This is a genomic window from Streptomyces sp. NPDC029014 (genome assembly GCF_055564695.1).
In genome coordinates this window covers 44,979-71,102 of the sequence record NZ_JBVHVT010000010.1, presented here as the reverse complement: position 1 = coordinate 71,102, position 26,124 = coordinate 44,979, and the positions used below count along the sequence as shown (strand labels likewise).

The window sequence follows — 26,124 nt, the reverse complement described above, 5'->3', positions numbered from 1 at the left end:
GGGGCGGTCGTTGCTGAACAGCAGGCGCAGATTAGCGCTTGCTGTACTGCGGAGCCTTACGGGCCTTCTTGAGACCGGCCTTCTTGCGCTCGACCGCACGGTCGTCGCGGGAGAGGAAGCCGGCCTTCTTCAGCGCCGGGCGGTTGTTGTCCACGTCCGCCTCGTTCAGCGCACGGGCCACGCCGAGGCGCAGGGCGCCGGCCTGGCCGGAGACGCCGCCACCCGCGATGCGGGCGATGACGTCGTAACGACCGTCGAGCTCCAGGAGCTTGAACGGCTCGTTGACTTCCTGCTGGTGCACCTTGTTCGGGAAGTAGTCCTCAAGGGTGCGACCGTTGATCTTCCACTTGCCGGTGCCCGGAACGATCCGGACGCGGGCGATGGCGTTCTTGCGACGGCCCAGGCCGGCGGCCGGCTGGGGGTCGCCGAAGCGACCGGCAAGGGACTCGGAGGTGTAGTCGCCCTCGACGACGACGTCCGACTCGGTGGTGTACTCCTCGACGCCCTCGAACTCGTCGACGGGGGTCTCGGCGGTGGTCTCGGCCACGATGCTCCTCAGAATTCTCTACGTCTTAGGGGGTGGCCGGAACTACTGCGCGACCTGGGTGATCTCGAACGGCACCGGCTGCTGGGCAGCGTGCGGGTGCTGGTCGCCCGAGTAGACCTTCAGCTTCGAGAGCATCTGACGGCCCAGGGAGTTCTTGGGGAGCATGCCCTTGACGGCCTTCTCGACGGCCTTCTCCGGGTTGTTCGCCAGCAGGTCGTCGTAGCGCACGGAGCGCAGACCGCCCGGGAAGCCGGAGTGGCGGTAGGCCATCTTCTGGGACGCCTTGTTGCCGGACAGGTGGACCTTGTCGGCGTTGATGACGATGACGAAGTCGCCCATGTCCATGTGGGGGGCGTAGGTCGGCTTGTGCTTGCCCTTCAGGAGGGTAGCGGCCTGGGTCGCCAGACGGCCGAGGACGACGTCCTGGGCGTCGATGACGAGCCACTGGCGCGAGATGTCGCCGGGCTTGGGGCTGTACGTACGCACGGTCGTATGCCTTCGCTTCTTCAGTGATGGGTTCTCCCCCGAGCCTCTCGGCCCGAAGGGAAGGGTCCTGACAAGGCCACCACGGACGATCACGACAGCCCTGGTTCACATCGGGGACGCAACCCGTGTGTACCGCTGGTCATCGGCCCGGTGGACCGGCGTAAGGCCCTTTCACGTGAGAATGAGCAAGCCAATACGCATAACGAACCAGCAGGATACCCACCGTGCCCTGGAAGGGTCAAAACGCAGGCCTGGAGCCCGCCTCGGCGGGCTCCGCTGTGCGCTCTGTTCCGGGCCCGGGAAGGGTCCCTGCAGTTCGTACGCCTTCCAGGTTAACCCGCGCCGAACGCGAACACCGCCGAACGAGGGTGCCCGCCCACACGCACAGCGTGAAGCAGTCCTTGAACGCCCGCCTCTTGCGCTCCAGCTCCGAGGGCCACGGCACCCCCGCGACCTGCGGGAACATACCCACCCAGAACCAGCCCGAACGCACCGCCGACCCCGCCCGCACCCCCGAGGCGAGCAGCAGCGGGAGCACCACCAGCAGGTAGTGGTCGAAGGACGGCCGGGACACCAGGAATGCGGCGAGCATCACCATGCAGGCCGTCTCCGCCAGCCGCAGCTCGCCCCCGTCCCGGTCGTCCTCACGCCGCCAGCGCTGCCGGGCCGCCCACAGCCCGGCCAGCGCCCCCGCCCCCGCGACCAGCACCGCGACCGGCTGCGGCACCCCCAGCCGGGGCAGCACCGCGATCGGCGAGGCGTCCCAGGGCAGGGCGTACGCGTCCTGCCCCCGGAGCAGGAAGGGCAGCGTCTTGGTGAAGAACAGCGTCGGGCTCGGCATCACCAGCGCGCCCAGCAGCGACACCCCCAGCGGCACCAGTACGGCCGCCGCCAGCCCCCGCCACCGCCGGGCCAGCACGAACAGCAGCCCGATCGGCACCAGCATCGGCTTGCAGGCGATCGCCAGCCCCACCACCAGGCCGGCGGCCGTCCACGAGCGCCGGTGCGCGAACAGCAGGGCGACGGGCAGGGCGGCTGCCGACACGGCCGTCCAGTTGCCTATCAGGACGAGGTTCACGTACGGCCGGAAGGCCAGCGCGAGGACGGCGAACCCGCCGACCGCGAACCGCGACCGGGCCGGCACCGAGAACAGCCGCAGCGCCGCCCACCAGCCCACGGCCAGCAGCGCGGACATCACCAGCGGGAGCACCCAGCGCAGCACCGGCGTCGGCAGCAGCGCCTCCGGGACGGCCATGACCACGGCGCTCGGCAGGTACAGGAAGCGCTTGTCCTCGTACGGCGAGCCGCCCGCCAGCAGCGTCTCGGCGGCCTTCACCACGAAGGCGTTGTCCGAGCCCCAGTTGGCCCGCAGGCTGGTGGCGACGGAGATCCCGAGCACCACGAGCAGCATGCCGGCGAACCAGAGCCGGGGCGCGGGCGCCAGCAGCCGGGCGGCCAGGTCCCGCCGCGCCACCGGGTCGTACCGATTCCTGAGCCAGGTGCCAGGCCGCAGCCGCACAACGCCTCCCGATCGAATCGCCCGGGGGCGGGCTCCCCCTAGCGTTCCCGCTCGACCCTACGTTCGTCCCAGACGGGTTCCCGAGTCTCCCGTACAACACCGTCTGAACCGAAGACCAGGAAACGGTCAAATGTGCGCGCGAACCAGCGGTCGTGCGTGACGCAGAGCACGGTTCCCTCGTACGCCTCAAGGCCGTCCTGCAGCGCCTCCGCGGACTCCAGGTCCAGGTTGTCCGTCGGCTCGTCCAGCAGCAGCGCCGTGGTGCCCGCCAGCTCCAGCAGCAGGATCTGGAAGCGGGCCTGCTGGCCGCCCGAGAGCTTCTCGAACGGCTGGTCGCCCTGGCGCTCCAGCTCGTAGCGGCGCAGCACGGACATCGCGGCGCCCCGGTCCTTGGCGCTCTCCGTCCACAGGATGTCGACGAGGGTGCGGCCGAACAGCTCCGGGTGGGCGTGGGTCTGCGCGAAGTGGCCGGGGACCACGCGGGCGCCCAGCTTCCACTGCCCCGTGTGGGCCACGTCCTCGCCGGCGAGCAGCCGCAGGAAGTGCGACTTCCCCGAGCCGTTCGAGCCGAGCACGCCGACCCGCTCCCCGTAGTAGACCTCCAGCGAGAACGGCTTCATCAGGCCGGTCAGCTCCAGGTTCTCCACGGTCAGCGCGCGCACGCCGGTGCGCCCGCCGCGCAGCCGCATCCGGATCTCCTGCTCGCGCGGCGGCTCCGGCGGCGGCCCGGCCTCCTCGAACTTCTGGAAGCGGGTCTGCATCGCCCGGTAGCGCGAGGCCATGTCGGGGCTGCTCGCGGCCTGGTTGCGCAGCCGCAGCACGAGCGCCTTCAGGCGGGCGTGCTCCTCGTCCCAGCGCCGCTTGAGCTCCTCGAAGCGTGCGAAGCGCTCCTTGCGGGCGTCGTGGTACGTGTCGAAGCCCGCGCCGTGCACCCACACGTCCGTGCCCGTCGGGCTCGGCTCCAGGCTGATGATCTTCTCGGCGGCCCGGGACAGCAGCTCCCGGTCGTGGCTGACGAAGAGCACCGTCTTGCGGGTGGCCTTCAGCTGCTCCTCCAGCCACCGCTTGCCCGGGACGTCGAGGTAGTTGTCCGGCTCGTCGAGGAGCAGCACCTCGTCCGGCCCGCGCAGCAGCGCCTCCAGCACGAGCCGCTTCTGCTCGCCGCCCGACAGGGTGCGCACCTCGCGGAACTGGGCCCGGTCGTACGGGACCCCCAGCGCGGCCGTGGTGCACACGTCCCACAGGGTCTCGGCCTCGTACCCGCGGACGTCGGCCCAGTCGCTGAGCGCCTGCGCGTAGGCCATCTGGGCGGCCTCGTCGTCCACCGTCATGATCATGTGTTCGGCGTGGTCGACGGCCCGGGCGGCGTCCCGGATCCGCGGCTGGGCCACCGAGACCAGCAGGTCCCGCACGGTCGTCTCGTCCCGCACGGAGCCCACGAACTGCGACATCACGCCGAGGCCGCCGCTGACGGTGACGCCGCCCCCGTGCGGCTGGAGCTCACCGGAGACCAGCTTCAGCAGGGTGGTCTTGCCGGCCCCGTTCGCCCCGACCAGGGCGACGACCGCCCCCTCCCCCACCCGGAAGGAGACGTCGGGGAGGAGGACCCGACCGTCGGGAAGGTAGTACTCCAGGTGGCTGGCTTCGAGGTGTCCCATGCGGGGCATTGTCCCGGCCCGGGTGGAGTGCGCCCAAACGCATTACCGGCGGGAGCGACCCGGGCCGTACGACGGCGGGGTCAGCAGCAGCCGGAGCCGGGCAGCGTGCGCACGTTCCGCGCCTCCTTGCTGCGGGCGGCCAGCAGCTCGTCCGCCGGGTAGCCGACCTCCTCCAGGGTCAGCCCGTGCGGCTTGACCACGTGCACCGAGGAGTCCCGTACGGCGGCCCGCAGCACCTTGCCGGGCCAGTCGGTGGGCCGGTGCCCGTCCCCGACGTGCAGCAGGGCGCCGACCAGCGAGCGGACCATGTTGTGGCAGAAGGCGTCGGCGCGGACGGTCGCCGTGGCGATCCCGTCCTCGTCCCGCTCCCAGTGCAGCTGCTGCAGGGTGCGGATGGTGGTGGCGCCCTCGCGCCTGCGGCAGTACGCGGCGAAGTCGTGCTCGCCGAGCAGCTCCGCGGCGGCCTCGTTCATGGCGTCGACGTCCAACGGCCACGGGTGCCACAGCACGTGGCCCCGCAGCAGCGGGTCCACTCCCGCGGGGTGGTCCCCCACCCGGTACGCGTAGCGGCGCCACACGGCGGAGAACCGGGCGTTGAAGCCCGCCGGGGCCTCGGCCACCTTCCAGACCCGTACGTCGCGCGGCAGCTTGCCCGCGAGGCGGCGCAGCAGCTTGTCGCCGTGGTCCGCCCACACCTCCTCGGCCAGGTCGAACTGGGCGACCTGCCCCCGGGCGTGCACGCCCGCGTCGGTCCGCCCGGCCACGGTCAGCTCGACCGGGTAGGGCAGCCGCATCACGGTCTGCAGGGCCGACTCCAACTCGCCCTGGACGGTCCGCAGCGTGCGCTGCTTCGCCCAGCCGGAGAAGTGCGTGCCGTCGTACGACAGGTCCAGCCTGACCCGGACGTGCCCGGGCTCCACCTCGTCACTCACGTGACCGATCCTCTCAAGCGCATGCTCGTGAACCAATGCAGACCACTGCAGACCAACGCGGACCAACGCAGAACGGGCCCGCCCCGGGGAGGGGCGGGCCCGTTCAGAGCCGATCAGGCAGGCGCGATCCCGGAGGATCAGGCCTCCTTGGTCTCCTCGACCTCGGCGGGGGCCTCGGCCTCAGCCTTGGCCTCGGCCTCCTTGACCGCACGCTTGGTGGCGGCCTCGGCCTCACCGGTGGCCTGCTGGGCCACGGTCAGGGCCTCGACGAGCTCGATGACCGCCATCGGGGCGTTGTCGCCGCGACGGTTGCCGATCTTGGTGATGCGCGTGTAACCACCGGGGCGGTTCTCGAAGCGCGGGGCGATCTCGGTGAACAGCGTGTGCACGATGCCCTTGTCCGTGATCGTCTGGAGAACCAGGCGACGGTTGTGGATGTCGCCCTTCTTCGCCTTGGTGATCAGACGCTCGGCGACCGGACGCAGGCGGCGGGCCTTGGCCTCGGTCGTCGTGATGCGGCCGTGCTCGAACAGCGACTTCGCGAGGTTCGCGAGGAGAAGCTTCTCGTGCGCGGCGCTGCCGCCCAGACGGGCTCCCTTGGCGGGACGCGGCATGGTGTTACTCCTTCGTATCTGCACCGGCCGTGTCAGGTACCGGTGTCAGTTCCCCCGGGGCGGACGCCCCGGGGAAGTCATTGCATGGGTACTGCTGGGTACTGCTCAGTACTGCTCGGTGTCGACGTTGCGATCCTCTGGGGGCGGGCCCCCAGGGATCAGTACTGCTCGGTCTCGACGAAGCCGGCGTCGGCGTCGTCGTCCGCGCCGAAGGCGTCGGCAGCAGCGGTCGGGTCGAACCCGGGCGGGCTGTCCTTCAGGGCCAGGCCCATGCCGGCCAGCTTCGCCTTGACCTCGTCGATCGACTTCGCACCGAAGTTGCGGATGTCGAGCAGGTCGGCCTCGGAGCGGGCGACGAGCTCACCCACGGAGTGGATGCCCTCGCGCTTGAGGCAGTTGTAGGAGCGGACCGTGAGCTCCAGCTCCTCGATCGGCAGCGCCAGGTCGGCGGCCAGGGCGGCGTCCGTCGGGGACGGGCCCATGTCGATGCCCTCGGCGTCGATGTTGAGCTCGCGGGCCAGACCGAACAGCTCGACCAGGGTCTTACCGGCGGACGCCATGGCGTCGCGCGGGCGCATGGCCTGCTTGGTCTCGACGTCGACGATCAGCTTGTCGAAGTCGGTGCGCTGCTCGACACGGGTCGCCTCGACCTTGTAGGTGACCTTGAGCACCGGGCTGTAGATGGAGTCGACCGGGATACGGCCGATCTCCTGGCCCACCTGCTTGTTCTGGACGGCGGAGACGTAGCCGCGACCGCGCTCGACGGTCAGCTCCATCTCCAGCTTGCCCTTGCCGTTCAGGGTGGCGAGGACCAGGTCCGGGTTGTGCACCTCGACACCGGCCGGGGGCGCGATGTCGGCGGCGGTCACCAGGCCGGGACCCTGCTTGCGCAGGTACATCACGACCGGCTCGTCGTGCTCCGAGGAGACGACCAGCTGCTTGATGTTGAGGATGAGGTCGGTCACGTCCTCCTTGACGCCCGGCACGGTGGTGAACTCGTGCAGGACGCCGTCGATGCGGATGCTGGTGACAGCGGCACCCGGGATCGAGGACAGGAGGGTACGGCGCAGGGAGTTGCCGAGGGTGTAGCCGAAGCCCGGCTCCAGCGGCTCGATCACGAACCGGGAGCGGTACTCGTCGACGACCTCTTCGGTCAGCGAAGGACGCTGAGCGATAAGCATGTCTTTTCCTTCAGTCGTGGACGCCCACTATTTGACGCCCGACAAGTGCTGTACGGGTACAGCGGTACTGCAAGGGTACGGGCGGCACGGCCCCCGAAGGGGTCGTACCGCCCGGACACTCAAAGACGCACAGGTGCGTCCGCTGCGTCAGACGCGGCGGCGCTTCGGCGGACGGCAGCCGTTGTGCGGGGTGGGGGTGACGTCCTGGATCGAGCCGACCTCGAGGCCGGTGGCCTGGAGGGAGCGGATCGCGGTCTCGCGGCCGGAGCCCGGACCCTTCACGAAGACGTCGACCTTGCGCATGCCGTGCTCCTGCGCGCGGCGGGCGGCCGACTCGGCGGCCATCTGCGCGGCGAAGGGGGTGGACTTGCGCGAGCCCTTGAAGCCGACGTGGCCGGCGGAGGCCCAGGAGATCACGTTGCCGGACGGGTCCGTGATCGAGACGATCGTGTTGTTGAACGTGCTCTTGATGTGGGCGTGCCCGTGAGCGACGTTCTTCTTTTCCTTGCGGCGCACCTTCTTGGCAGCGCCCTGACGACCCTTGGGGGGCATCTCTTACTCCTACGGGAGGTGGTCGGTCCTACAGCGCAAGACCGCTGAACAGGACTACTTCTTGCCCGGCTTCTTCTTGCCGGCGATCGCGCGACGCGGGCCCTTGCGGGTACGCGCGTTCGTGCTGGTGCGCTGACCGCGGACCGGCAGGCCACGGCGGTGACGCAGACCCTGGTAGCAGCCGATCTCCACCTTGCGGCGGATGTCGGCCTGGATCTCGCGGCGGAGGTCACCCTCGGTGCGGAGGTTGGCGTCCACGTACTCGCGGATCTTGACCAGGTCCTCTTCGGACAGGTCACGAACGCGGGTGTTCGGGTTCACGCCGGTCGAGGCGAGGATCTCCTTGGACCGGGTGCGCCCGATACCGAAGACGTAGGTGAGTGCGATCTCCACGCGCTTTTCGCGCGGGATGTCGACACCGGAAACGCGTGCCATTCAATGGCTCCTGTGTGCTCGGGGGTCTTCCGCAGAACCGATCCCGACCGCCGACCGCCCGTGGGCAGTGGTACGTCCGGGTCCCCGGCCCCCGCCGGAGGTGCCGCCGGCCCCCGTGAGGGCTGGGCGGGTCCTGCGTATGTACGTTTTCTTACGTCGCGCGAAGAACTGCGAAGTGCAGGTCGGTCGGCGTGCGTCAGCCCTGGCGCTGCTTGTGGCGCAGGTTGTCGCAGATGACCATGACCCGGCCGTGACGGCGGATCACCTTGCACTTGTCGCAGATCTTCTTGACGCTCGGCTTGACCTTCATGTTCTTAAGGTTCTCCGGGTCAGTGCCACCACCCGCACCGGGACGTGAGCCCAGGCAGGAGTGAGAGCAAGATCTACTTGTATCGGTAGACGATCCGGCCACGCGTCAGGTCGTACGGAGAGAGCTCCACGACGACCCGGTCATCGGGCAGGATGCGGATGTAGTGCATGCGCATCTTGCCGCTGATGTGCGCGAGGACCTTGTGACCGTTCTGGAGCTCCACCTTGAACATGGCGTTCGGGAGGGACTCGATCACGGTGCCCTCGATCTCGATGGCACCTTGCTTCTTGGCCACGCTTCGCCTTTCGAATCGGCTACCTTGATCGGCCCACGGACATGGGAATGCACGTAAGCCGACGAGTCAGTCTACGTCAGGGCACCCAGAAAGACGAATCCGGAAAGTTTGCCCATGAGTCTAGATCATTAACCGAGGGGGTCCGGAGCCGTGGTGACCCCGTACTCCGCCAGCTTCGCCTTTCCACAGTCCGGGCTGGTCAGGACGATGGGGCCGTCCTCCGTCAGAGCGACGGAGTGCTCCCAGTGCGAGGACCAGGTGCCGTCCGTGGTGACCACCGTCCAGTCGTCCGCCAGTACCTCCGTCCGGGCGGTACCGAGGGAGACCATCGGCTCGATCGCCAGGCAGAGGCCCGGGACCAGCTTGACGCCCTTGCCCCGCTTGCGCGAGACGTAGTTCAGCAGGTGCGGGTCCATGTGCATCTCGGAGCCGATGCCGTGGCCGCCGTAGTCCTCGATGATCCCGTACTTGCCGGTCGCGGGCCGCGGCTGGCGGCGGATGTAGCCCTCGATCGCCTTCGAGATGTCCACGAGGCGGTTGCCGTTGCGCATCGCGGCGATACCGGCCCACATGGACTCCTCGGTCACCCGGGAGAGCTCCAGGAGCTCCGGAGCGTGACCGGAGCCCACGAAGGCGGTGAAGGCCGCGTCGCCGTGCCAGCCGTCGACGATCGCGCCGGCGTCGATCGAGATGACGTCGCCGTCCTTCAGGACCGTCTTGTCGTCCGGGATGCCGTGGACGACGACCTCGTTCACCGAGGTGCAGATGGTCGCGGGGAAGCCGCCGTAGCCCAGGAAGTTCGACTTCGCGCCGGCGTCGGCGATCACCTTGCGGGCGACCATGTCCAGATCCCGCGTCGTGGCGCCCGGGACGGCCGCCTCGCGGGTCGCCGCGTGGATCGCGGCGACGACCAGCCCTGCCTCGCGCATCTTCGCGATCTGCTCGGGGGTCTTGATCTGGACCATGAACGTGCCTTCCACCTTTTGAACCGGGTCTTCTCAACAGTACGGCCGCGGTGTCCCGGGGACACCGCGGCCGTACGCACAGCAGGGGTACTACTTCTTGAGGGCGTCCATCGCGCGCTGCGTGACTTCCTCGACCTTGCCGAGGGCGGGGATGGTCACCAGCAGGCCCTGGGCCTTGTAGTAGTCGATGATCGGCTCGGTCTGCGTGTGGTAGACCTCCAGCCGGGTCCGGACCGTGGCCTCGGAGTCGTCGTCGCGCTGGTACAGCTCGCCACCGCACTTGTCGCAGACGCCCGCGGTCTTCGGCGCGCTGTACTCGACGTGGAACACGTGCGCGGAGTCGTTGCGGCAGATCCGGCGGCCGGCGATGCGCTTGACGACCTCGTCCTCCTCGACCTCCAGGTCGAGGACGGCGTCGAGCTTCATGCCCGCGCTCTGGAGCATCTCGTCCAGGGCCTCGGCCTGCGAGACGTTGCGCGGGAAGCCGTCCAGCAGGAAGCCGTTCACGGCGTCCGGCTGCTCCATGCGGTCCTTGGCCATACCGACGGTGATCTCGTCCGGGACGAGCTTGCCGGCGTCCATGAACTCCTTCGCCCGGCGGCCCAGCTCGGTGTTCTGGCTGATGTTGGCCCGGAACAGGTCGCCCGTGGAGATGTGCGGGATCGACAGGTTCTGTGCAAGGAACGCCGCCTGCGTTCCCTTGCCCGCACCGGGCGGTCCGACGAGGACGATACGCATCAGCGGAGGAACCCTTCGTAGTTACGCTGCTGGAGCTGGCTCTCGATCTGCTTCACGGTTTCCAGACCCACACCCACGATGATGAGGATGCTCGTCCCGCCGAACGGGAAGTTCTGGTTCGCTCCGAAGCCGGCCAACGCCATCGTCGGCACTAGAGCGATCAGACCCAGGTACAGCGACCCCGGCCAGGTGATCCGGTTGAGCACGTAGCTCAGGTACTCGGCGGTGGGTCGACCGGCACGGATACCCGGGATGAACCCACCATACTTCTTCATGTTGTCTGCAACTTCCTCGGGGTTGAAGGAAATCGCCACGTAGAAGAACGCGAAGAAGACGATCAGGAGGAAGTAGGCCGCGATGTAGTACGGGTGGTCACCCTTGACGAAGTGCTTTTGGATCCAGATCGCCCAGTCTGCGGTGGATCCGCTGAACTGAACGATCAGCGCCGGGATGTACAGCAGCGACGAGGCGAAGATGACCGGAATCACACCGGCCTGGTTCACCTTGAGCGGGATGTACGTCGAGGTGCCGCCGTACGCACGGCGACCGATCATGCGCTTCGCGTACTGCACCGGGATGCGGCGCTGGGCCTGCTCGACGAAGACCACCAGCGCGACCATCGCCAGGCCGACCAGGATCACCACGCCGAACTCGACCCAGCCGTCGGCGATCTTGCCCTGGAGCTTGATCTGCCACATCGCACCGATGAAGCCGGCGGCGATCGAGATGAACATCAGGATCGACATGCCGTTGCCGATGCCGCGGTCGGTCACGAGCTCACCGAGCCACATGACGACACAGGTACCGGCGGTCATCGTGACGACCATGGTGATGGTGGTGAAGATCGACCGGTCGGGAACGATCTGGCTCGCGACCGGGCAGCCCTGGAACAGTGCACCCGTGCGGGCGGTGGCGACGAGACCCGTGCCCTGGAGGATGGCGAGCGCGACCGTCAGGTAGCGCGTGTACTGCGTGATCTTCGCGGTGCCGGACTGGCCCTCCTTCTTGAGGGTCTCCAGCTTCGGGATCACCACGGTCAGCAGCTGCAGGATGATGCTCGCCGTGATGTACGGCATGATCCCGAGCGCGAAGATCGTGATCTGGAGCAGCGCGCCGCCGCTGAACATGTTGACGAGACCGAAGAGGCTGTTGCTGCTTCCGGCCTGGTCGACACAGATCTGGACGTTCTTGTAGTTCACGCCGGGGACCGGAACATGGGACCCGAGGCGGAACAGCACGATGATGCCGAGCGTGAAGAGCAGCTTCTTGCGCAGGTCGGGCGTCTTGAACGCCCGGGCGAACGCGGTGAGCACGGTGCCTCCTGCGACCCCCGCGCTACTGCGTCAGAGGTGACGGTCTGAGGTTCGACGAATACGTACAAGCAAAGGTGCAGGCCACCTTACCGGCGACTGCGCCCCCCGTGGAACGACCAACCGGGGATGCCCCAAATGTGAGGCATCCCCGGTCAGGTTTTTACTCGGTGTCTGTCACCTGGTTCGTCTTAGACGAGCTCGGTGACGGAGCCGCCGGCAGCGGCAATCTTCTCCTTGGCGGAGGCGGAAACGGCGTCAACCGAGACCGTCAGCGCCACGGAGATCTCGCCCTGGCCCAGGACCTTGACGAGCTGGTTCTTGCGAACGGCACCCTTGGCGACCAGGTCGGCCACCGTGACCTCGCCACCCTGCGGGTAGAGCGCGGCCAGCTTGTCCAGGTTCACGACCTGGAACTCGGTGCGGAACGGGTTCTTGAAACCCTTCAGCTTCGGCAGGCGCATGTGGAGGGGCATCTGCCCACCCTCGAAGCGCTGCGGAACCTGGTAACGGGCCTTCGTACCCTTGGTACCACGACCAGCCGTCTTACCCTTCGACGCCTCACCGCGACCGACACGGGTCTTCGCGGTCTTGGCACCGGGGGCCGGACGGAGGTTGTGGGCCTTCAGCGGGCTGTTCTCAGCCATGATTAGTCAACCTCCTCAACCGTCACGAGGTGGCGGACGGTGTGCACCATGCCGCGGAACTCGGGGCGGTCCTCCTTGACGACGACGTCGTTCAGGCGCTTGAGCCCGAGCGAACGCAGCGTGTCGCGGTGGTTCTGCTTGCTGCCGATGTACGACTTCGTCTGCGTGATCTTGAGGCGAGCCATCACACACCCGCCCCTGCACGCGCACGAAGCAGAGCCGCGGGGGCGACGTCCTCGAGCGGCAGACCGCGGCGGGCCGCGATCTCCTCGGGACGCTGCAGGCCCTTGAGGGCCTCCACGGTCGCGTGCACGATGTTGATCGCGTTGTCGGAGCCGAGCGACTTCGACAGGATGTCGTGAACGCCGGCGCACTCCAGAACGGCGCGCACCGGGCCACCGGCGATAACACCGGTACCGGGGGAAGCAGGCTTCAGCAGGACAACGCCGGCCGCCTTCTCGCCCTGGATCGGGTGCGGGATGGTGCCCTGGATGCGGGGAACCTTGAAGAAGTTCTTCTTGGCTTCCTCGACGCCCTTGGCGATGGCCGCGGGAACTTCCTTGGCCTTGCCGTAACCGACACCTACGGTGCCGTCACCGTCACCCACCACGACGAGCGCGGTGAAGCTGAAGCGACGACCACCCTTGACAACCTTGGCGACGCGGTTGATCGCGACAACGCGCTCAACGTAAGCGGTCTTCTCGGCGGCAGCGCCACCGTCGCGACCCTTCCGGTCCCGCCGCTCGCCGCCACCGGCACCGCTGCCGCGGCGCTGGGGTCCAGCCATTGGATTACCTCTCTCTGTTACGTCCGTGAGTCCCGGAACCGGGGCTTAGAACTTCAGCCCGGCTTCGCGGGCGGCGTCAGCCAGAGCGGCAATGCGCCCGGCGTAGCGGTTGCCACCGCGGTCGAACACGACGGCCTCGACGCCGGCAGCCTTCGCACGCTCGGCGACCAGGGCGCCGACCTGCTTGGCCTGCGCGGACTTGTCGCCCTCGCCGCCACGGACAGACGCGTCCAGGTGGGACGCCGACGCCAGGGTGTGACCCTTGAGGTCGTCGATCACCTGGGCGGTGATGCCGCGGTTCGAACGCGTCACGACGAGGCGCGGACGCTCCGCCGTACCCGACATGTTCTTGCGGATGCGGATGTGGCGGCGGGCCTTGGCAGCCCGCTTGTAAGCGTCGCCCTTGGCGATCTTCACACCGTATGCCATGGCTTTACTTACCAGCCTTTCCGACCTTGCGGCGGATGACCTCGCCCGCGTACTTGACACCCTTGGCCTTGTACGGGTCGGGCTTCCGCAGCTTGCGGATGTTGGCGGCGACCTCGCCGACCTTCTGCTTGTCGATGCCCTCGACCGAGAACTTGGTCGGCGACTCGACCTTGAAGGAGATGCCCTCGGGCGCCTCCACCAGGATCGGGTGGCTGTAGCCGAGCTGGAACTCCAGAGCGGAGCCCTTCGCGGCCACGCGGTAACCGACACCGCTGATCTCGAGCGCCTTGGTGTATCCCTGGGTCACACCGGTGATCATGTTGGCCACCAGCGTGCGGGACAGGCCGTGGAGGGCCTTGTTCTGACGCTCGTCGTTCGGACGGGTGACGTTCAGAACGCCGTCCTCGCCCTTAACGATCTCGATCGGGGCGGCGACGGTGTGGGAGAGGAGACCCTTGGGGCCCTTCACCGCGACCGTGCGGCCATCGATGGTGACGTCCACGCCGGCGGGAACCGGGATGGGGAGCTTGCCGATACGAGACATAGCTTTTCCTCCGTTCCCGACTACCAGACGTAGGCGAGGACTTCCCCACCCACGCCCTTCTTCTGCGCCTGCTGGCCGGTCAGGAGACCGTGGGACGTGGAGATGATCGCCACGCCCAGGCCGCCGAGGACCTTCGGCAGGTTGGTGGACTTCGCGTAAACACGCAGACCCGGCTTCGAGATTCGCTTGATGCCGGCGATCGAGCGCTCGCGGTTCGGGCCGAACTTCAGCTCGAGGACGAGGTTCTTGCCGACCTCGGCGTCCTCGACCTTCCAGCCGGTGATGAAACCCTCCTGCTTGAGGATTTCCGCGATGTGCGACTTGATCTTGCTGTGCGGCATCACGACGGAGTCGTGGTACGCCGAGTTAGCGTTCCGCAGACGCGTGAGCATGTCTGCGATCGGGTCAGTCATGGTCATGAATTGGCCTTCGGCCTCTCTCGCCGGGGTTTCCTGTATGCGCCATCCCTCTCCCCGTACTGAGACGGGACGGGTGCGGTGCGGGGACCTACGGCGTAGTAAGTCGTGCGGGCGGCGGACGCCCAACCCCACCAGCCTACGGCATGGGGGAGGGGCCTCCGCCGACCCAGATGCTTACCGAGAGTTACCGGCAATCCCAACTGTCCGGAGACAGAAGGGTTTACCAGGAGCTCTTGGTCACGCCCGGCAGCTCGCCACGGTGAGCCATCTCACGAAGGCACACGCGGCACAGGCCGAACTTGCGGTACACGGAGTGCGGGCGGCCGCAGCGCTGGCAGCGGGTGTACGCACGCACACCGAACTTGGGCTTACGAGCAGCCTTGGCAATCAGAGCCTTCTTCGCCATCTCGCTTACGCCTCCTTGAAGGGGAAGCCGAGGTGACGGAGGAGCGCGCGGCCCTCAGCGTCGTTGGTCGCCGTGGTGACCACGGTGATGTCCATACCCCGGACGCGGTCGATCTTGTCCTGGTCGATCTCGTGGAACATGACCTGCTCCGTGAGACCGAAGGTGTAGTTGCCACGGCCGTCGAACTGCTTCGGGGACAGGCCGCGGAAGTCGCGGATGCGCGGCAGCGCGAGCGACAGGGTGCGGTCCAGGAACTCCCACATGCGGTCGCCACGGAGGGTGACGTGGGCACCGATCGGCTGACCCTCGCGCAGCTTGAACTGCGCGATGGACTTGCGGGCCTTGGTGACGGCCGGCTTCTGACCGGTGATCGTGGTGAGGTCGCGGATGGCGCCGTCGATCAGCTTCGAGTCACGGGCGGCGTCGCCGACACCCATGTTCACGACGATCTTGACGAGGCCGGGGATCTGCATGACGTTCTCGTACGAGAACTCCTCACGCAGCTTGCCCGCGATCTCCTCGCGGTACTTCGTCTTCAGACGCGGAGTGGTAGCCATCAGATGTCCTCACCCGTGCGCTTGGCAACGCGGATCTTGTTGCCCTCGTCGTCGAAGCGGTAACCGACGCGGGTGACGACCTTCTTGCCGTCCTTCTCCACGACCAGCTGGACGTTCGAAACGTGCACGGGGGCCTCGGTGATCACGATGCCGCCGGCCTGGTTCGGACCAGCCTTGGTGTGCTTCTTGACCCGGTTGACACCCTCGACCAGGACGCGGTTCTCGCCGGGGAAGGCCGCGACGACCTTGCCCTGCTTGCCCTTGTCCTTACCGGTGATGACCTGGACCAGGTCGCCCTTCTTGATCTTCATGCTTACAGCACCTCCGGCGCGAGCGAGATGATCTTCATGAACTTCTTCTCGCGCAGCTCACGGCCGACCGGGCCGAAGATGCGGGTGCCGCGAGGGTCGCCGTCGTTCTTCAGAATGACGGCGGCGTTCTCGTCGAAGCGGATGTACGAGCCGTCCTGGCGGCGGCGCTCCTTGACGGTGCGAACGATGACCGCCTTGACGACGTCACCCTTCTTCACGTTGCCACCGGGGATCGCGTCCTTGACGGTGGCGACGATGACGTCACCGATGCCCGCGTAGCGGCGACCCGAGCCACCGAGAACACGGATGCAAAGGATCTCCTTGGCACCAGTGTTGTCGGCGACGCGAAGTCGCGACTCCTGCTGGATCACGTCTATCTCCTGTTTGTCTGCCGGTTCCCGGCCGGGGCGCCCTCAAGCGGGCGGCCCCGGCCGAGCCTGGCGGAACGAACCTGAAGGAAACCCTTCAGGTGATTACTTGGCCTTCTCGAGGATCTCGACGATGCGCCACCGCTTGCTCGAGGACAGCGGACGCGTCTCCATGATGAGGACGCGGTCGCCGACACCGGCAGCGTTCTGCTCGTCGTGAGCCTTGAGCTTGTTCGTACGGCGGATGACCTTGCCGTACAGCGCGTGCTTGACACGGTCCTCAACGGCGACGACGACGGTCTTGTCCATCTTGTCGCTGACGACCAGACCCTCACGGGTCTTGCGGAAGCCGCGCTCGGTCTTCTCAGTCACGTTCTTCTCGCTCATCAGGCGTTCTCCACCGTCTCGATGCCGAGCTCACGCTCGTGCATCAGGGTGTAGATCCGGGCGATGTCCTTGCGGACGGCCTTGAGCCGGCCGTTGTTCTCGAGCTGTCCGGTCGCCGCCTGGAAGCGGAGCTTGAACAGCTCTTCCTTGGCCTCGCGCAGCTTGGCAACGAGCTCCTCGTTGCCCAGCTCGCGCAGCTCCGACGCCTTGGTACCGGCCGCCATCACGACTCACCTGCCTCGCGCTTGACGATCCGGCACTTCATCGGCAGCTTGTGGGCCGCACGAGTGAGAGCCTCACGCGCAATCTTCTCGTTCGGGTAGGACAGCTCGAACATGACCCGACCCGGGTGCACGTTCGCGATCCACCACTCCGGGGAACCCTTACCGGAACCCATGCGGGTCTCGGCAGGCTTCTTCGTGAGCGGACGGTCCGGGTAGATGTTGATCCAGACCTTGCCGCCACGCTTGATGTGGCGGGTCATGGCGATACGAGCGGACTCGATCTGACGGTTGGTCACGTACGCCGGGGTCAGCGCCTGGATGCCGTACTCGCCGAATGCCACCTCAGTGCCACCCTTGGCCATGCCGCGGCGCTTGGGGTGGTGCTGCTTGCGGTGCTTGACCCTACGGGGGATCAGCATGTCGGTCAGGCCTCCGTTCCGGTGCTCTCGGCCGGAGCGGCGGCAGCGGCGTCGGCCTTGGGGGCCTCGGCAGCGGCAGCCTGCTGCGGCTTGCGGCCACCACGGCCGCCGCGCTCGCCACCGCGGCCACCACGGCCGGCGGGACGGTCGCCAGCGCCGGCACCACGGGCCGGGCGGTTACCCGCGCGGGCCGCAGCGTTCTCGGCGCGAACCTCGGCGATGTTCTTGACGTCGCCCTTGTAGATCCAGACCTTCACGCCGATGCGGCCGAAGGTGGTCTTGGCCTCGAAGAAGCCGTAGTCCACGTTCGCGCGCAGCGTGTGCAGCGGCACACGACCCTCGCGGTAGAACTCGGACCGGGACATCTCGGCGCCGCCGAGACGACCGCCACACTGGATCTTGATGCCCTTGGCGCCGGCCTTCATGGTGCCCTGCATGCTCTTGCGCATGGCACGACGGAAGGAGACGCGGGAGGAGAGCTGCTCGGCAACGGCCTGGGCAACCAGCTGAGCGTCGAGCTCGGGGTTCTTGACCTCGAGGATGTTCAGCTGGACCTGCTTGCCCGTGAGCTTCTCGAGGTCACCGCGGATGCGGTCGGCCTCGGCGCCACGGCGGCCGATGACGATGCCCGGACGAGCGGTGTGGATGTCCACACGCACGCGGTCACGGGTGCGCTCGATCTCAACCTTCGAGATGCCGGCGCGCTCCATGCCGGACGTCATCATCCGACGGATGGCGACGTCTTCCTTGACGTAGTCCTTGTACAGCTTGTCGGCGTACCAGCGCGACTTGAAGTCGGTGGTGATGCCGAGCCGGAACCCGTGCGGGTTTACCTTCTGGCCCATTACCGGGAACCTTCCTTGCTGCTGACGACCACGGTGATGTGGCTGGTCCGCTTGCGGATCCGGTAGGCACGGCCCTGGGCACGCGGACGGAACCGCTTCAGGGTCGGGCCCTCGTCCACGAACGCCTCGCTGATGAACAGCGAAGAAGCGTCCGTGTGGTTGTAGTTGTGTGCGGCGTTGGCAATGGCGCTGTCCAGCACCTTGCCGACCGGCACGCTCGCGGCCTGCGGGGCGAAACGCAGGACCGCCTGAGCCTCCGTGGCGTCCATGCCACGGATGAGGTCCACCACGCGGCGGGCCTTCATGGGCGTGACGCGGATGTACCGCGCCTGGGCCCTGGCTTCCATGGTTGTCCCTTCGGTGTAAGTCATAGTCGTTCCCACCCCGCTTTAGCGGCGCTTCGACTTCCGGTCGTCCTTGACGTGGCCGCGGAAGGTGCGAGTCGGCGAGAACTCGCCGAGCTTGTGGCCGACCATCGACTCGGTGACGAACACCGGGACATGGGTCTTGCCGTTGTGCACCGCGATCGTGTGACCCAGCATGCTGGGGATGATCATCGAGCGACGGGACCAGGTCTTGATGACGTTCTTGGTACCGGCTTCGTTCTGAGCGTCCACCTTCTTCACGAGGTGGCCGTCAACGAAGGGTCCCTTCTTGAGACTGCGCGGCATCTAAACCCGCTCCTAGCGCTTCTTGTTCGTCTTGCGGCGGCGGACGATGTACTTGTTCGAAGCCTTCTTCGGCGAACGAGTACGACCCTCCTTCTGACCCCACGGGGAGACCGGGTGGCGACCACCGGAGGTCTTGCCCTCACCACCACCGTGCGGGTGGTCAACCGGGTTCATCGCGACACCGCGGACGGTCGGGCGGACGCCCTTCCAGCGCATGCGGCCGGCCTTGCCCCAGTTGATGTTCGACTGCTCGGCGTTGCCGACCTCGCCGACGGTGGCACGGCAGCGCGCGTCGACGAGACGGATCTCACCGGACGGCATGCGAAGGTGGGCCATGGTGCCCTCCTTCGCCAGCAGCTGCACGGAGGCACCCGCGGAGCGGGCGAACTTCGCACCGCCGCCGGGACGCAGCTCGATGGCGTGGATGGTCGTACCGACCGGGATGTTGCGGAGCGCCAGGTTGTTGCCGGGCTTGATGTCGGCCGTCGGGCCGTTCTCAATCCGGTCACCCTGCTGCAGACCGCGCGGCGCGATGATGTAGCGCTTCTCGCCGTCGGCGTAGTGCAGCAGCGCGATGCGCGCGGTGCGGTTGGGGTCGTACTCGATGTGCGCGACCTTGGCCGGCACGCCGTCCTTGTCGTGACGACGGAAGTCGATCACGCGGTAGGCGCGCTTGTGGCCACCACCCTGGTGGCGAACGGTCACACGACCGGTGTTGTTACGGCCGCCCTTGCTGTGCAGGGGGCGGACCAGCGACTTCTCCGGCGTGGACCGCGTGATCTCGACAAAGTCGGCGACGCTGGAGCCACGACGGCCCGGGGTCGTCGGCTTGTACTTGCGGATACCCATTTCTCAGTCCTCGTCCGATTCCGGACGACACAGACTCCGTTAGGAGGCCTGGCCGCCGAAGATGTCGATACGGTCGCCCTCAGCGAGGGTCACGATGGCGCGCTTGGTGTCAGCACGCTTGCCGAAACCGGTCTTGGTGCGCTTGCGCTTACCCTGACGGTTGATCGTGTTGACCCCGGTGACCTTGACCGAGAAGACCGCCTCGACGGCCTGCTTGATCTGGGTCTTGTTGGCGTGCGGCGCCACGATGAACGTGTACTTGTTCTCGTCGAGCAGCGCGTAGCTCTTCTCCGAGACGACCGGCTTGATCAGCAGGTCGCGCGGGTCGGTGAAGGTCTTGCTGGTAACGGTCGCCTCGGACATCAGGCGTCGCTCCCTTCGGTCTCATCGGCCTTGGGGCCAGACACGAAGGACTCCAGCGCGGCCTGGGTGAAGACCACGTCGTCGGAGACGATCACGTCGTACGTGTTCAGCTGGCCCGGCTCCAGGATGTGCACCTGGGGCAGGTTGCGGGCGGACAGCCACGCGGCCTCGTCGGCACGCTCGACGACCAGGAGCAGGTTCTTGCGCTCCGTGATCTTGCCGAACAGCGTCTTGGCGGCCTTGGTGGAGACGGCACCCTCGACCACGCCGGTGACGACGTGGATGCGGGAGTGACGCGCACGGTCCGAGAGGGCACCGCGGAGGGCGGCGGCCTTCATCTTCTTCGGGGTCCGCTGCGAGTAGTCACGCGGCACGGGGCCGTGGACGACGCCACCGCCGGCGAACTGCGGAGCGCGGGTCGAACCCTGACGGGCGCGGCCGGTGCCCTTCTGGCGGTAAGGCTTCTTGCCACCACCACGGACTTCGCCACGGGTCTTGGTCTTGTGCGTGCCCTGACGGGCCGCGGCCAGCTGCGCGACGACGACCTGGTGGATCAGCGGAACGCTGGTCTTCGCGTCGAAGATCTCCGCGGGGAGCTCGACGGTACCGGCCTTGTCGCCTGCCGGCGAAAGGATGTCAATGGTGCTCATTAACCTCAAGCCCCCTTGGCCGCGGTACGGACCAGGACGAGGCCGCCGTTCGGACCGGGGACCGCACCCTTGATGAGGAGCAGACCCTTCTCCGCGTCCACCGCGTGGATGGTCAGGTTCTGGGTGGTGACGCGCTCGTTGCCCATACGACCAGCCATGCGCACGCCCTTGAAGACGCGCCCAGGGGTGGCGCAGCCACCGATCGAACCGGGGGAGCGGTGCTTGCGCTGCACACCGTGACCGGCGCCGAGGCCCCGGAAGTTGTGGCGCTTCATGACACCGGCGAAGCCCTTGCCCTTGCTGTTGCCCGTGACGTCAACCTTGACGCCGGACTCGAACACGGCCGCGGTGATCTCCTGGCCGAGCGTGTACTCGCTGGCGTCGGAGGTGCGGAGCTCCACCAGGTGGCGGCGGGGGGTGACGTCGGCCTTGGCGAAGTGGCCCTTGAGGGGCTTGTTCACCTTGCGCGGGTCGATCTCGCCGAAGGCGATCTGGACCGACTCGTAGCCGTCAGTGTCGTTGGTACGGACCTGGGTGACGACGCAGGGACCGGCCTTGACCACGGTGACCGGGACGACACGGTTGTTCTCGTCCCAGACCTGGGTCATGCCGAGCTTCTCGCCCAGGACGCCCTTGATCTGCTTTGCCATCTTCTCGACGCCTCTCAGAGCTTGATCTCGATGTCGACGCCGGCCGGAAGGTCCAGGCGCATCAGCGAGTCAACGGTCTTGGGCGTCGGGTCGAGGATGTCGATCAGGCGCTTGTGCGTGCGCATCTCGAAGTGCTCGCGCGAGTCCTTGTACTTGTGCGGCGACTTGATGACGCAGTACACGTTCTTCTCAGTGGGCAGCGGCACCGGGCCCGCGACCGACGCACCAGTGCGGGTCACCGTCTCGACGATCTTCTTCGCCGAGGAGTCGATGACCTCGTGGTCGTAGGCCTTGAGCCGGATGCGGATCTTCTGTCCCGCCATGGCTACTCCGTAGTCCTGTCTGTTGTGGAAACGCTCTGGCCCTCGGCCGGCTGTGGATCTCTCCACCGCTTCTCTCCGACCCACGCGGTCGGGCGTGTCGCACTCCCTCTCAGAAAATTCCCATACGGAAATTCCCTGGTTCAGGGGGTGCGGTCCCAGGACCGCGTTTCGGGGGAGGAACACCCGCCGAGCGCCTGGCCGGTACCGTGCTGTCGCTTCCCGGAAGATTCCCGTACGTCCGCCCCATTGCTGCCCCGAGAGGCAGATAAAGGCGACGAGTACTGTGGGACTCGCTTCCGGTCCTCCCGGCGGGAGGCGCGCAGCATCGACACTCAGCCGAGCAACTTGAGTAGTCTGCCATACGAGGCACGTACCTGGCCAATCGGGCCGAAGAGAATACCCCGCCCCGGTGAGCGGTCAAACCGCGCCACGCGGCGGGGCTCCCCGGGTCCGGATCAGGACCGCGAGAGGGTCCCGCAGCCCTCCTGCCGCCCGGTGTCCAGGCCGGTGCTGCGGTCGTACGGGTCCACGGGCGTCCCGGAGGGTGCGGGTCCGGTGGGGGCGTCCTCGTCGAAGACGGGGTGCACGAATCCGTCGTGGACGCCGCAGGCACTGTTGGCGACGTCGCGGTCGGTGGTCTCGATCCAGAGCTTGCCGGGGGTCGCCTCCCACTTCCGCGGGTCGGCGACGGAGAACGTCATCTCGCGCCGCACGATGGTGCGCTCGACCTGGTCGGCGCCCGGCTTCGCCTTCACGAACGGGTGGACGAACGTGTAGTCGACCCGCACGCGGGCCTGACCGGGGTCCTTGCCGGGCTCCGTCCACATCCGGCCGCGGACCTTGACCACGTCCCCCGCCGGCTTCACCACGGCCGGATCGGCCCGGGTGAAGAAGGCCAGCGGGTCGTTCTCCTTCGTCGGCGCCGTCAGCGACCGCTCCAGGCGGGCGAGCTGGTCCTCCGGCTTCGGTTCCAACAGGGCCAGCGCCGCAGCCGGGCGCTCGCCGCGCAGGGTCGCCGGGTCCAGGTTGGCCACGACCAGGAACTGCTTGGCGTTGGCCAGGGCGTCGGCGACCTGCTCCTTGGTCATCCCGCCGACGGCCCGGGCCTCCGGGACCTCGATACCGGCCGCACCGTCGGCCCACTGGGCGGCCGGGGAGCCCTTGAACGGCTCCTTGAGCGTCGGCCGGTCCGGGTGCATCGCGGAGGGCGCGGCGGTGGGGCGCGCGGTCTCGGCGGGGAGCGGCCGGCCGGCCCGGTCGTCCTGCGCGGCCTTGCCGGTGATGCGGTCGATGACCAGCTCCGGCCGCAGGGCGACGAGGGCGAGGGCGGCGATCGCGGTGACGGCCAGCGCGGCCTTGAGCCGCCGCCGACCCCTCCCCCGCCCCTCGATCTCCTGCCAGGCCGGGCCGGTCCGCCAGCCCGGCGGCTCGGCGGAGGGGGCCTTGCCCTTCCGCGCCGCCCGGGCCCGCTGCTCGTCCTCGCGGCGCAGGCGGGCGGTCACCTCCCGGGCCCGGGCCGACGGCTCCTTCGGGGCCCCGCCCGCCCCCGCCCCCGCCTCCTCCAGGAAGCGGGCCCACTCCTCGTCGGAGACGGCCGGTCCGTCGCCGTTGCCCCTGTCCATGTCCACCCCTCGCGCACGGCGGCGGGGGTCCCGGGGAACGTGCCCCGGAACCCCCGCCGAACGGTTTCCCCAGATCACCGGGCGACGCGGCCCGTGATGCCCCCGCCCCGGCCGGTCGGCGGCGGTCACGTTCGGTACGACCGCGGTCACGCCGGTTGCGGGGACGTGGCGGATGCTACGTGCCGGCACTGACAGCCGGGCCGCCAGGGGGTGGGTGGGGGGCCGCTACCGCCGCGCCTTGTCCTGCTGCTGCTTCCTCTGCTCCTCGAACTCGGCCTGCCGGTCGCGTTCGACGTCCAGCTTGGAGCGCACCTTCTTGGGGGCCTGCAGCCCGCAGACGGAGGGCCAGTCGTCGGCGAGGATCCCGGCGCACCAGATGAAGTCCTCGATCGGACCGGGCTTCCAGTCGTCCCGCTCGATGTCGTCGCACTCCTTGACGGGCGAGAAGCGCGGGCAGCGGCCGTCCCGGGTCTTGATCGTGTGGGCGCGGTACGCGTCGATGCCCATCGCGTCGACGTCGGACGAGGGCATGTACCGGTTGACCGACCAGGACGCGCCCATCGCCGAGAACACGGCGAGCACGCACACCATGCCGGCCGCGAGCTGGCGGACCACCCGTCGCGGGATGACCCGGCCGGGCTCCGCGCCGGCGTCGGCGCGGGCCGTGCGCACGGTGCGCTCGATCCAGCCGGAGCCCCGCTGCACCAGGGCCATCAGGCCGAACACGGCCAGGATCATCAGGCAGTACATGATGATCCAGGTGGTGCGCGGGTAGAGCTGGACGGCCTTGTCCTCGGCCATGTTCGAGGCGAACCAGAAGCGGGCGAACCAGGCGCCCGCCAGGACGGCGCCCGCGGTGCGGACCATGACGTGGCGCAGCCCCAGGCCGAGGCCGAGGCCGACGCCGCCCAGCAGGAGCAGGGCGAAGCCGCTCTGGCCCGCCAGCTCGCCGGCCACCGGCCAGGTCTGGTAGGTCAGGGCCCCGGAGCGGTCGGAGACCCAGCCGAGGACGTAGCCCGGGTCCGCGTAGACGGACAGGAAGGCGTAGCGGTCTGGGTTCTGCGCGCCCAGCCGGACCATCTGGTAGAGCAGCGGGGAGCTGACGACCACGGTCGTGAGCAGGGTGGTGACGACGAACAGGCCGGCCCGCTTGCGGACCGCCGCGCCCTTGTACCAGGGGAACAGGAACAGGGCGAGCACGGCCGCGCCGGGAGCGGCCCAGATGTACCAGCCGGAATACCACAGGAACAGCCCGCCGAAGATCACGCCGGCGGCGGCGCCGCGCAGCAGCAGCTGCCGCAGGGCGAGCCGGCCGGCCCGGCGCATGTGGCGCAGCCAGTACCCGAGCAGCGGCAGCAGCACGATCATCACGACGTGGCTGTACGGCCGGATGGGGTCGAGGAAGACGACGGCGGCGGGGACGGCTATCAGCATCGCCCAGAACGGCCGCAGCAGCAGCCGCCAGGAGCAGTACGCCATCGGGCCGGCCACGGCGGTGAAGAAGATCTGCAGGTCGTGCAGGGCGAAGCCGGTCTCGCCGCGGCCGTTGTAGCGGATCTCCGCCCAGAGGGCGATCAGGGCCGGGAAGGCGGGCGGGTAGATGCCCGACATGCCCTCGTGGTGCAGGAACGAGTTGGCCATGTCGATCAGGACGCCCGGGTCGCCCTCCTGCCCGCCGAGCGCGTGCGGCGTACCGCGCAGGGCGACGACGACACCGCCGGCGATGACGCCGGTGGCCAGGCCCGCCAGGGCCGCGCAGACCAGGCGCTTGACGATGCCGTGGCGGCGGGCCGCCCCCCGGTAGGCCGTGTACAGCAGCAGCGCGAGCAGCGGGAGACCGATGAGGGCCGCGTACTTCTGGAGCGCCGCGAGACCGCTGACCTGACCGAGGCGGACCATGGGGTTGACGCTTATGTGACGGCTGAGCAGCATGAAGCCCAGGGCCGTCACCAGGCTGACGGCGACCTCGGCGGAGAAGTGCGCCCAACGCCGCGACATCCATCCGCGCCGGCGCACCGCGCCGGACGCGACCGCCCCGCCGGCCGTGGTCCCGGTGCCGGGGGCGGCAACGGGGTGGTCGTGCACCGTACCGGGCTCACCGACCACCTCGGGGGCCAGGTGTGTCATGTCCATCCAAATCGGTCGCGGGCGGCACCGCGGCGGCAGGACCCCGCAGCGGCGGTCTGTCGTGTGCGCCGGGTCAGTCGGCTCGCCGACCGGAGGTGAAGGCGTGCCGGGCGAGCGTGCGCAGCCCCTCGCGGTTCCCGCGGCGCAGGGCGCCGGGCAGCATCGTGATCGCGTGGAAGCGGGAGGCGCTGTGGAACCGGGCCGCCTTGGCGGCCTTGGGCCAGCCCCGGGCGTCCATGCGCGCGGCCACCGCGTCGAAGTACCGCTCGGCCTCGGTGAAGCGGGTACCGGAGAACGCCTGGACGGAGGACTCGCTGACCGCGTGGCGGCGGTAGCTGAAGACGGTCTCCGTCTCGTCGATCACCATCTGCTCGCCGGCTTCGAGCAGGTCGACCACCAGCGCCAGGTCCTGGATCACCGAGTACTCGTCCCGGAAGTTGACCTTGCGCAGGGCGTCGCCGCGCCAGCAGATCGACGGGAAGTACAGCCAGTTTCCGCGCAGCACGCTGGTGGCCAGCTCCTCGCCGCCCATCACCCGCCGGCCGTCGACCTGCGGGGCGTACAGCCGCCGCTTGGTCTGGTCGGCGAGCCCGTACGACACCTTGCCCTCGCCGTCGATCACCTCGACGCCGGGCTGGACCATGCCGACGCCCGGGTTGGCCTCGATGATCCCGCGGACGGTCTCCAGGTAGTGGGGGTGCAGCAGGTCGTCGCAGCCCATGATGACGACGTGGTCCGCCTCGGAGAGGTAGACGCACTTCTGGAAGTTCTTGGTGATGCCGAGGTTCTGCTCGTTGCGCAGGTACGTCACCCGCGGGTCGCGGAGCGACTCGAACCAGCCCGGGACCTCCGGCTCCTTGCCGTCGTCGATCACGACGAGGCGGAAGTTCGGGTCCGTCTGGGCCAGGACGCTGCGGACGGCGTCCTGCATCAGCTGCACGTCCCCGTAGTAGGGGAGCATGAAGTCGAAGGTCACCACGGGTG

The 26,124-nt window shown here is 68.3% G+C and carries 38 protein-coding genes; all 38 read right to left on the bottom strand.

From position 1 onward, the window contains the following. Nucleotides 1-31 precede the first annotated feature (31 nt). A complete protein-coding gene (gene rpsI, locus ACZ4VL_RS07875) occupies nt 32-547 on the bottom strand; it encodes a 30S ribosomal protein S9 (protein ID WP_361913690.1) in 516 nt (171 codons plus the stop codon). Nucleotides 548-589: 42 nt separating this feature from the next. After that, complete coding sequence (rplM, locus tag ACZ4VL_RS07870) at nt 590-1,033, bottom strand: 50S ribosomal protein L13 (protein WP_387265812.1); 444 nt, start codon at nt 1,031-1,033, stop codon at nt 590-592. 238 nt (nt 1,034-1,271) lie between these two features. Beyond that, on the bottom strand, nt 1,272-2,552 hold the full coding sequence (locus tag ACZ4VL_RS07865) for a glycosyltransferase family 87 protein (RefSeq protein WP_468197078.1): 1,281 nt from the start codon (nt 2,550-2,552) through the stop codon (nt 1,272-1,274). Between the two features lie 38 nt (nt 2,553-2,590). After that, nucleotides 2,591-4,210 (bottom strand): ABC-F family ATP-binding cassette domain-containing protein, encoded by a 1,620-nt coding sequence (locus ACZ4VL_RS07860; RefSeq protein ID WP_468197077.1) that lies wholly within the window; start codon nt 4,208-4,210, stop codon nt 2,591-2,593. Between the two features lie 80 nt (nt 4,211-4,290). Continuing rightward, a complete protein-coding gene (gene truA / locus ACZ4VL_RS07855) occupies nt 4,291-5,142 on the bottom strand; it encodes a tRNA pseudouridine(38-40) synthase TruA (protein WP_468197076.1) in 852 nt (283 codons plus the stop codon). Between the two features lie 137 nt (nt 5,143-5,279). Continuing rightward, a complete protein-coding gene (gene rplQ / locus ACZ4VL_RS07850; protein WP_468197074.1) occupies nt 5,280-5,756 on the bottom strand; it encodes a 50S ribosomal protein L17 in 477 nt (158 codons plus the stop codon). A gap of 158 nt (nt 5,757-5,914) precedes the next feature. After that, on the bottom strand, nt 5,915-6,937 hold the full coding sequence (locus ACZ4VL_RS07845; protein ID WP_003956430.1) for a DNA-directed RNA polymerase subunit alpha: 1,023 nt from the start codon (nt 6,935-6,937) through the stop codon (nt 5,915-5,917). A 147-nt stretch (nt 6,938-7,084) separates the two neighbouring features. Continuing rightward, the gene (gene rpsK / locus ACZ4VL_RS07840) at nt 7,085-7,489 is read right to left on the bottom strand and encodes a 30S ribosomal protein S11 (RefSeq protein ID WP_003956432.1); all 405 of its coding nucleotides are present in this window, start codon (nt 7,487-7,489) and stop codon (nt 7,085-7,087) included. A 54-nt stretch (nt 7,490-7,543) separates the two neighbouring features. Further along, nucleotides 7,544-7,924, bottom strand: coding sequence for a 30S ribosomal protein S13 (gene rpsM, locus ACZ4VL_RS07835; protein WP_179173322.1), 381 nt, complete (start codon nt 7,922-7,924; stop codon nt 7,544-7,546). A gap of 196 nt (nt 7,925-8,120) precedes the next feature. Then, nucleotides 8,121-8,234 carry a 50S ribosomal protein L36 gene (rpmJ, locus tag ACZ4VL_RS07830; RefSeq protein WP_003956441.1) on the bottom strand — a complete coding sequence of 38 codons (114 nt, stop codon included), beginning with the start codon at nt 8,232-8,234 and terminating at the stop codon, nt 8,121-8,123. Between the two features lie 73 nt (nt 8,235-8,307). Then, nucleotides 8,308-8,529: a translation initiation factor IF-1 gene (gene infA / locus ACZ4VL_RS07825; protein ID WP_003956442.1), complete on the bottom strand. Its 222-nt coding sequence runs from the start codon at nt 8,527-8,529 to the stop codon at nt 8,308-8,310. 128 nt (nt 8,530-8,657) lie between these two features. Continuing rightward, entirely contained in the window at nt 8,658-9,494 is an 837-nt protein-coding gene (gene map / locus ACZ4VL_RS07820) for a type I methionyl aminopeptidase (RefSeq protein WP_468197071.1), read from the bottom strand. Between the two features lie 90 nt (nt 9,495-9,584). Then, nucleotides 9,585-10,232, bottom strand: coding sequence for an adenylate kinase (locus tag ACZ4VL_RS07815; protein WP_468197069.1), 648 nt, complete (start codon nt 10,230-10,232; stop codon nt 9,585-9,587). After that, the gene (gene secY / locus ACZ4VL_RS07810) at nt 10,232-11,545 is read right to left on the bottom strand and encodes a preprotein translocase subunit SecY (protein WP_361090667.1); all 1,314 of its coding nucleotides are present in this window, start codon (nt 11,543-11,545) and stop codon (nt 10,232-10,234) included. Before secY ends, ACZ4VL_RS07815 begins: the two co-directional genes overlap by 1 nt. Nucleotides 11,546-11,733: 188 nt before the next feature. Next, nucleotides 11,734-12,189: a 50S ribosomal protein L15 gene (gene rplO, locus ACZ4VL_RS07805; RefSeq protein WP_468197066.1), complete on the bottom strand. Its 456-nt coding sequence runs from the start codon at nt 12,187-12,189 to the stop codon at nt 11,734-11,736. 2 nt (nt 12,190-12,191) lie between these two features. Continuing rightward, complete coding sequence (rpmD, locus tag ACZ4VL_RS07800) at nt 12,192-12,374, bottom strand: 50S ribosomal protein L30 (protein WP_005313525.1); 183 nt, start codon at nt 12,372-12,374, stop codon at nt 12,192-12,194. Then, nucleotides 12,374-12,976 carry a 30S ribosomal protein S5 gene (rpsE, locus tag ACZ4VL_RS07795; RefSeq protein ID WP_007265914.1) on the bottom strand — a complete coding sequence of 201 codons (603 nt, stop codon included), beginning with the start codon at nt 12,974-12,976 and terminating at the stop codon, nt 12,374-12,376. The genes rpmD and rpsE overlap by 1 nt, the downstream gene beginning before the upstream one ends. A gap of 45 nt (nt 12,977-13,021) precedes the next feature. Further along, nucleotides 13,022-13,405, bottom strand: coding sequence for a 50S ribosomal protein L18 (rplR, locus tag ACZ4VL_RS07790; RefSeq protein ID WP_042812338.1), 384 nt, complete (start codon nt 13,403-13,405; stop codon nt 13,022-13,024). Between the two features lie 4 nt (nt 13,406-13,409). Then, nucleotides 13,410-13,949, bottom strand: a complete 540-nt coding sequence (gene rplF, locus ACZ4VL_RS07785; RefSeq protein ID WP_114053744.1) for a 50S ribosomal protein L6 — start codon at nt 13,947-13,949, stop codon at nt 13,410-13,412. 20 nt (nt 13,950-13,969) lie between these two features. Continuing rightward, on the bottom strand, nt 13,970-14,368 hold the full coding sequence (gene rpsH / locus ACZ4VL_RS07780; protein WP_042812335.1) for a 30S ribosomal protein S8: 399 nt from the start codon (nt 14,366-14,368) through the stop codon (nt 13,970-13,972). Between the two features lie 220 nt (nt 14,369-14,588). Next, on the bottom strand, nt 14,589-14,774 hold the full coding sequence (locus ACZ4VL_RS07775) for a type Z 30S ribosomal protein S14 (protein WP_003956452.1): 186 nt from the start codon (nt 14,772-14,774) through the stop codon (nt 14,589-14,591). Between the two features lie 5 nt (nt 14,775-14,779). After that, the gene (rplE, locus tag ACZ4VL_RS07770) at nt 14,780-15,331 is read right to left on the bottom strand and encodes a 50S ribosomal protein L5 (RefSeq protein WP_179173315.1); all 552 of its coding nucleotides are present in this window, start codon (nt 15,329-15,331) and stop codon (nt 14,780-14,782) included. After that, nucleotides 15,331-15,642, bottom strand: coding sequence for a 50S ribosomal protein L24 (rplX, locus tag ACZ4VL_RS07765; protein WP_179173314.1), 312 nt, complete (start codon nt 15,640-15,642; stop codon nt 15,331-15,333). Before rplX ends, rplE begins: the two co-directional genes overlap by 1 nt. Before the next feature lie 2 nt (nt 15,643-15,644). Further along, nucleotides 15,645-16,013, bottom strand: a complete 369-nt coding sequence (gene rplN / locus ACZ4VL_RS07760; protein ID WP_003956455.1) for a 50S ribosomal protein L14 — start codon at nt 16,011-16,013, stop codon at nt 15,645-15,647. Nucleotides 16,014-16,115: 102 nt separating this feature from the next. Next, nucleotides 16,116-16,397: a 30S ribosomal protein S17 gene (gene rpsQ, locus ACZ4VL_RS07755; protein WP_468197059.1), complete on the bottom strand. Its 282-nt coding sequence runs from the start codon at nt 16,395-16,397 to the stop codon at nt 16,116-16,118. Further along, the gene (gene rpmC / locus ACZ4VL_RS07750) at nt 16,397-16,621 is read right to left on the bottom strand and encodes a 50S ribosomal protein L29 (RefSeq protein WP_125540842.1); all 225 of its coding nucleotides are present in this window, start codon (nt 16,619-16,621) and stop codon (nt 16,397-16,399) included. The genes rpsQ and rpmC overlap by 1 nt, the downstream gene beginning before the upstream one ends. Beyond that, a complete protein-coding gene (gene rplP, locus ACZ4VL_RS07745; protein ID WP_352193895.1) occupies nt 16,621-17,040 on the bottom strand; it encodes a 50S ribosomal protein L16 in 420 nt (139 codons plus the stop codon). Before rplP ends, rpmC begins: the two co-directional genes overlap by 1 nt. A 5-nt stretch (nt 17,041-17,045) precedes the next feature. Then, nucleotides 17,046-17,885, bottom strand: a complete 840-nt coding sequence (rpsC, locus tag ACZ4VL_RS07740) for a 30S ribosomal protein S3 (protein WP_179173312.1) — start codon at nt 17,883-17,885, stop codon at nt 17,046-17,048. After that, on the bottom strand, nt 17,885-18,232 hold the full coding sequence (gene rplV, locus ACZ4VL_RS07735; protein WP_361090680.1) for a 50S ribosomal protein L22: 348 nt from the start codon (nt 18,230-18,232) through the stop codon (nt 17,885-17,887). Before rplV ends, rpsC begins: the two co-directional genes overlap by 1 nt. Before the next feature lie 42 nt (nt 18,233-18,274). Further along, nucleotides 18,275-18,556, bottom strand: a complete 282-nt coding sequence (rpsS, locus tag ACZ4VL_RS07730; RefSeq protein ID WP_179173310.1) for a 30S ribosomal protein S19 — start codon at nt 18,554-18,556, stop codon at nt 18,275-18,277. 12 nt (nt 18,557-18,568) lie between these two features. Further along, nucleotides 18,569-19,405, bottom strand: a complete 837-nt coding sequence (gene rplB / locus ACZ4VL_RS07725) for a 50S ribosomal protein L2 (RefSeq protein ID WP_114053737.1) — start codon at nt 19,403-19,405, stop codon at nt 18,569-18,571. A gap of 39 nt (nt 19,406-19,444) precedes the next feature. Beyond that, complete coding sequence (rplW, locus tag ACZ4VL_RS07720) at nt 19,445-19,768, bottom strand: 50S ribosomal protein L23 (RefSeq protein ID WP_468197054.1); 324 nt, start codon at nt 19,766-19,768, stop codon at nt 19,445-19,447. Further along, entirely contained in the window at nt 19,768-20,418 is a 651-nt protein-coding gene (gene rplD / locus ACZ4VL_RS07715; RefSeq protein WP_125540845.1) for a 50S ribosomal protein L4, read from the bottom strand. The genes rplW and rplD overlap by 1 nt, the downstream gene beginning before the upstream one ends. 5 nt (nt 20,419-20,423) lie before the next feature. Further along, the gene (rplC, locus tag ACZ4VL_RS07710) at nt 20,424-21,068 is read right to left on the bottom strand and encodes a 50S ribosomal protein L3 (RefSeq protein ID WP_361090689.1); all 645 of its coding nucleotides are present in this window, start codon (nt 21,066-21,068) and stop codon (nt 20,424-20,426) included. Between the two features lie 14 nt (nt 21,069-21,082). Continuing rightward, the gene (rpsJ, locus tag ACZ4VL_RS07705; protein ID WP_003948644.1) at nt 21,083-21,391 is read right to left on the bottom strand and encodes a 30S ribosomal protein S10; all 309 of its coding nucleotides are present in this window, start codon (nt 21,389-21,391) and stop codon (nt 21,083-21,085) included. A gap of 455 nt (nt 21,392-21,846) precedes the next feature. After that, the gene (locus tag ACZ4VL_RS07700; protein WP_468197051.1) at nt 21,847-23,013 is read right to left on the bottom strand and encodes a serine/threonine-protein kinase; all 1,167 of its coding nucleotides are present in this window, start codon (nt 23,011-23,013) and stop codon (nt 21,847-21,849) included. A gap of 225 nt (nt 23,014-23,238) precedes the next feature. Continuing rightward, a complete protein-coding gene (locus tag ACZ4VL_RS07695) occupies nt 23,239-25,140 on the bottom strand; it encodes a hypothetical protein (protein WP_468197049.1) in 1,902 nt (633 codons plus the stop codon). A 73-nt stretch (nt 25,141-25,213) separates the two neighbouring features. After that, nucleotides 25,214-26,119, bottom strand: coding sequence for a glycosyltransferase family 2 protein (locus ACZ4VL_RS07690; protein WP_468197046.1), 906 nt, complete (start codon nt 26,117-26,119; stop codon nt 25,214-25,216). Between the last annotated feature and the right edge of the window lie 5 nt (nt 26,120-26,124).

Coding starts and splice junctions, on each gene's coding strand:
- ACZ4VL_RS07860 (WP_468197077.1), bottom strand. CDS start 4,210: ATGGGACACCTCGAAGCCAGCCACCTGGAGTACTACCTTCCCGACGGT.
- rplQ (WP_468197074.1), bottom strand. CDS start 5,756: ATGCCGCGTCCCGCCAAGGGAGCCCGTCTGGGCGGCAGCGCCGCGCAC.
- ACZ4VL_RS07845 (WP_003956430.1), bottom strand. CDS start 6,937: ATGCTTATCGCTCAGCGTCCTTCGCTGACCGAAGAGGTCGTCGACGAG.
- rpsK (WP_003956432.1), bottom strand. CDS start 7,489: ATGCCCCCCAAGGGTCGTCAGGGCGCTGCCAAGAAGGTGCGCCGCAAG.
- rpsM (WP_179173322.1), bottom strand. CDS start 7,924: ATGGCACGCGTTTCCGGTGTCGACATCCCGCGCGAAAAGCGCGTGGAG.
- rpmJ (WP_003956441.1), bottom strand. CDS start 8,234: ATGAAGGTCAAGCCGAGCGTCAAGAAGATCTGCGACAAGTGCAAGGTG.
- map (WP_468197071.1), bottom strand. CDS start 9,494: ATGGTCCAGATCAAGACCCCCGAGCAGATCGCGAAGATGCGCGAGGCA.
- ACZ4VL_RS07815 (WP_468197069.1), bottom strand. CDS start 10,232: ATGCGTATCGTCCTCGTCGGACCGCCCGGTGCGGGCAAGGGAACGCAG.
- rplO (WP_468197066.1), bottom strand. CDS start 12,189: ATGGCTGAGAACAGCCCGCTGAAGGCCCACAACCTCCGTCCGGCCCCC.
- rpmD (WP_005313525.1), bottom strand. CDS start 12,374: ATGGCTCGCCTCAAGATCACGCAGACGAAGTCGTACATCGGCAGCAAG.
- rpsE (WP_007265914.1), bottom strand. CDS start 12,976: ATGGCTGGACCCCAGCGCCGCGGCAGCGGTGCCGGTGGCGGCGAGCGG.
- rplR (WP_042812338.1), bottom strand. CDS start 13,405: ATGGCATACGGTGTGAAGATCGCCAAGGGCGACGCTTACAAGCGGGCT.
- rplF (WP_114053744.1), bottom strand. CDS start 13,949: ATGTCTCGTATCGGCAAGCTCCCCATCCCGGTTCCCGCCGGCGTGGAC.
- rpsH (WP_042812335.1), bottom strand. CDS start 14,368: ATGACCATGACTGACCCGATCGCAGACATGCTCACGCGTCTGCGGAAC.
- ACZ4VL_RS07775 (WP_003956452.1), bottom strand. CDS start 14,774: ATGGCGAAGAAGGCTCTGATTGCCAAGGCTGCTCGTAAGCCCAAGTTC.
- rplE (WP_179173315.1), bottom strand. CDS start 15,331: ATGGCTACCACTCCGCGTCTGAAGACGAAGTACCGCGAGGAGATCGCG.
- rplX (WP_179173314.1), bottom strand. CDS start 15,642: ATGAAGATCAAGAAGGGCGACCTGGTCCAGGTCATCACCGGTAAGGAC.
- rpsQ (WP_468197059.1), bottom strand. CDS start 16,397: ATGAGCGAGAAGAACGTGACTGAGAAGACCGAGCGCGGCTTCCGCAAG.
- rpmC (WP_125540842.1), bottom strand. CDS start 16,621: ATGGCGGCCGGTACCAAGGCGTCGGAGCTGCGCGAGCTGGGCAACGAG.
- rplP (WP_352193895.1), bottom strand. CDS start 17,040: ATGCTGATCCCCCGTAGGGTCAAGCACCGCAAGCAGCACCACCCCAAG.
- rpsC (WP_179173312.1), bottom strand. CDS start 17,885: ATGGGCCAGAAGGTAAACCCGCACGGGTTCCGGCTCGGCATCACCACC.
- rplV (WP_361090680.1), bottom strand. CDS start 18,232: ATGGAAGCCAGGGCCCAGGCGCGGTACATCCGCGTCACGCCCATGAAG.
- rpsS (WP_179173310.1), bottom strand. CDS start 18,556: ATGCCGCGCAGTCTCAAGAAGGGACCCTTCGTTGACGGCCACCTCGTG.
- rplB (WP_114053737.1), bottom strand. CDS start 19,405: ATGGGTATCCGCAAGTACAAGCCGACGACCCCGGGCCGTCGTGGCTCC.
- rplW (WP_468197054.1), bottom strand. CDS start 19,768: ATGTCCGAGGCGACCGTTACCAGCAAGACCTTCACCGACCCGCGCGAC.
- rplD (WP_125540845.1), bottom strand. CDS start 20,418: ATGAGCACCATTGACATCCTTTCGCCGGCAGGCGACAAGGCCGGTACC.
- rplC (WP_361090689.1), bottom strand. CDS start 21,068: ATGGCAAAGCAGATCAAGGGCGTCCTGGGCGAGAAGCTCGGCATGACC.
- rpsJ (WP_003948644.1), bottom strand. CDS start 21,391: ATGGCGGGACAGAAGATCCGCATCCGGCTCAAGGCCTACGACCACGAG.
- ACZ4VL_RS07700 (WP_468197051.1), bottom strand. CDS start 23,013: ATGGACAGGGGCAACGGCGACGGACCGGCCGTCTCCGACGAGGAGTGG.
- ACZ4VL_RS07695 (WP_468197049.1), bottom strand. CDS start 25,140: ATGACACACCTGGCCCCCGAGGTGGTCGGTGAGCCCGGTACGGTGCAC.